This window comes from Sandarakinorhabdus rubra, from assembly GCF_010994245.1.
Classification (GTDB): domain Bacteria; phylum Pseudomonadota; class Alphaproteobacteria; order Sphingomonadales; family Sphingomonadaceae; genus Sandarakinorhabdus; species Sandarakinorhabdus rubra.
Genome location: NZ_WMHO01000290.1, coordinates 1 through 2,658, shown reverse-complemented (window position 1 = coordinate 2,658; position 2,658 = coordinate 1). Strand labels below are relative to the sequence as shown.

General features: G+C 67.6%; 2 protein-coding genes and 1 pseudogene. 2 read left to right on the top strand and 1 reads right to left on the bottom strand.

Annotated elements, in window-relative coordinates; all coding sequences use genetic code 11:
- Positions 1-68 precede the first annotated feature (68 nt).
- Complete coding sequence (locus GJV64_RS13515) at positions 69-1,679, bottom strand: amidohydrolase family protein (protein WP_235927763.1); 1,611 nt, start codon at positions 1,677-1,679, stop codon at positions 69-71.
- 61 nt (positions 1,680-1,740) lie between these two features.
- Here GJV64_RS13515 and plsY point away from each other — a divergent pair, with 61 nt between their 5' ends.
- Positions 1,741-2,322, top strand: a complete 582-nt coding sequence (gene plsY / locus GJV64_RS13510) for a glycerol-3-phosphate 1-O-acyltransferase PlsY (RefSeq protein WP_164157887.1) — start codon at positions 1,741-1,743, stop codon at positions 2,320-2,322.
- A pseudogene (locus GJV64_RS13505) lies at positions 2,319-2,658 on the top strand (DNA-processing protein DprA); the annotation flags it as partial. The gene plsY and the pseudogene GJV64_RS13505, both read left to right, overlap by 4 nt.

Below are 2,658 nucleotides of genomic sequence, written 5' to 3'. Positions count from 1 at the left end.
CCGCGCCCCGCCCCCGCTTCGGCCTTGCCGAGCTGGAGGCGATGAGCGGCGCGCGCCGCTCCTGAGCGTCAGCGGTCGGCGCCAGCGGCGGTCTTTGCGCCAACCTTTGCGGCCGCCACCTGGTCGGCCACGCTCTTCAGGAGCGCCGGCACGTCGTGCACGATGCCGTCGCGGATGGTCCAGCGGATGCCGCCCTTCACCACGGTCGTCTGCGTTGCCTCGTCGAGCCGGGCAAAGCCGGTGCCATAGAGCGTCTTCAGATTGTGCAGCGGGTTTTCCGGAACGATGACCAGATCGGCGCGCATGCCCACCCGGACGAGCCCGAAATCCGGTTCCCGGCCTTTCGGCTCTTCCAGCGTGGTGGCGCCGTTGATGGTGGCAGACTGGATCACCTCGAGCGGGGCAAAGCCGGCCTCGCGCAGCAGTTCCAGTTCCAGGATATAGCCGAAGCCCCAGGTCTGCCAGATGAAGCCGGGATCGGATCCGGTGGTGACGCGCCCGCCCATGTTCTTGTAATCATTCACCAGTTGCATGTAGCGCGTGTAGAAGCGCCGCCATTCATATTCACGCTCGCTGGTCCAGTCGAAGAAATAGCTGCCGTGGTTGTCGCGGTTGCTCTCGAAGAAGCGGGTCAGGCTGGGCAGCGTGTAGCGTTCGTGCCATTCGGCGCGCTTGGCGCGCATCAGGTCGCGGCTGGCCGAATAGATGTTGAAGGTGGGATCGAAATTCACGCCCGTCGCCTTCTGGGCCCTCAGATATTCCTCCCACTCCGGGCTGCCGGGCGGATGGATCTGGTCCCAGATCTCGGCAATGCCGCCAAAGCGCATCTGCTCGTCGTTGAAATTGTAATTCGCGGGCGTGTCCTGCACGCGCCGGCCATCGAGCATGCTTTCGAAATGGCCATAAAAATGCGTGATGGTGCCAAGCCCGGCGGCGGCAGCATCGCGGGCATTGAACTCGGCGATGTTGGGCTGCGAAAGGTGGGCCACCGTGCCCAGCCCCAGCTTCTTCGCTTCGTCGATGGCAGCACGGTCGATGGCCGGGGTTTCATCGCCGCGGTTGAAGAACTTGATGCCGTCGATGCCCACCGATGCCGCCCAGCGCACCCATTCGCGGGCCTTTTCCGGCGTCGTCACCCGCCCGCCCTTCCAGCCGGCGTTCGCGCCCGAAGCCAGCGTCTGGTAGACATAGAGGCGCGGGCTCATGATCTCGCCTGCCGCTGCGCGTTTCTTGTCGACCAGCGCGCGGGCCGCGTCACCGCCATAAAGCGGGATGCCGCGCAGCGTCGTCACACCGTGCGCCAGCCACAATTTCCAGGCGTAATCAGGATCGTTCATCTTGTCGGCATCACCCTGGTGGCCATGCATGTCGACAAAGCCGGGCAGCACATACATGCCGGCGGCATCGATCTCGCGCGTCGCACCGGCCGGCGGCCGGTTGGCCTTCATCGGCAGCCCCGGCGTGCCGGCGTTGCGGATATCGGTGATGCGCCCGCCGTTGATGATGATGTCGGCCGGGCCATAGGGCGGCCCACCGTTCCCGGTGATGATGGTGACGCCCCTGATCACCAGTGTTTCATAGGGCCCAGCGGCCAGCGCCGGATCGCGCGGCGCGCTCGGCTTCATCTGGGCAGTGGCCGCGCTGGCCAACAACGCGGCGGCAAGCAGGAAGCGCTTCATCATTTCCCCCAAGTTTCGCGCAGCATAGACGCCCGCGCAGGCCGCCGCTAGGCTGGCCGACATGCAGTGGGCGGCGCTCCTCATTGGTTATCTGTTGGGCTCGATTCCCTTCGGCCTGCTGCTCACCCGGGCAATCGGGATCGACATCCGCCAGGTGGGCAGCGGCAACATAGGCACCACCAATGTGCTCAGAACCGGCAACAAGGGGCTGGCCGCCGCCACGTTGCTGCTCGATGCCGGCAAGGGCGCGGCCGCCGTTCTGATCGGCCGTGAATTGGGCGGGGACATGGCCGGCATCCTGGCAGGCACCGCCGCCTTCCTCGGGCATCTCTTCCCCGTCTGGCTGAAGTTCCGCGGCGGCAAGGGCGTGGCGACCATTTTGGGAATCACGCTGGCGGCCGCCCCGCTGGCCGGCATCATCGCGCTCGCCGTTTGGCTGGGCGGTGCGCTCGCCACCCGCTATTCCAGTGTCGGCGGCATGCTGGCGGCGCTCAGTTGCGCCGGCGCCGGCTGGGCGCTGGCCGGGCCGGCCTGGGGCGTGCACCTGGCCGGGATGGCGGCGCTGCTGATCATCATGCATCGGGACAATATCGCTCGGCTGCGCGCCGGCACCGAATCGAAGATCGGGCAGAAGGCCAGATGAGCCTGCCGCCCGACGCGGTCGCGCGGCTGCGGCTGATCCGCACCGACAGCATCGGCCCCGTCACCTACCGGCAATTGATCGCCCGCTTCGGCACGGCGCAGGCGGCATTGGAGGCGCTGCCCGATCTCGCCCGGCGCGGCGGCCGCAGCCTCGCCATCTGCCCGGCCGCCGTGGCAGAGGCCGAGCTGGCCGGCCTGCCGGCGCTGGGTGCGCAGCTGCTGTTCATCGGCACACCCGATTATCCGGCGCTGCTGGCCCACACTGAAACCGCGCCGCCGGTGCTCTATGCGCGGGGCGACACCGGCCTGCTGGAACGGCCCGCCGTGGCCATCGTCG

What these genes read in the sequence shown, in the direction of transcription:
- plsY (WP_164157887.1), top strand. Translation starts at nt 1,741, where the DNA reads ATGCAGTGGGCGGCGCTCCTCATTGGTTATCTGTTGGGCTCGATTCCC.
- GJV64_RS13515 (WP_235927763.1), bottom strand. Translation starts at nt 1,679, where the DNA reads ATGAAGCGCTTCCTGCTTGCCGCCGCGTTGTTGGCCAGCGCGGCCACT.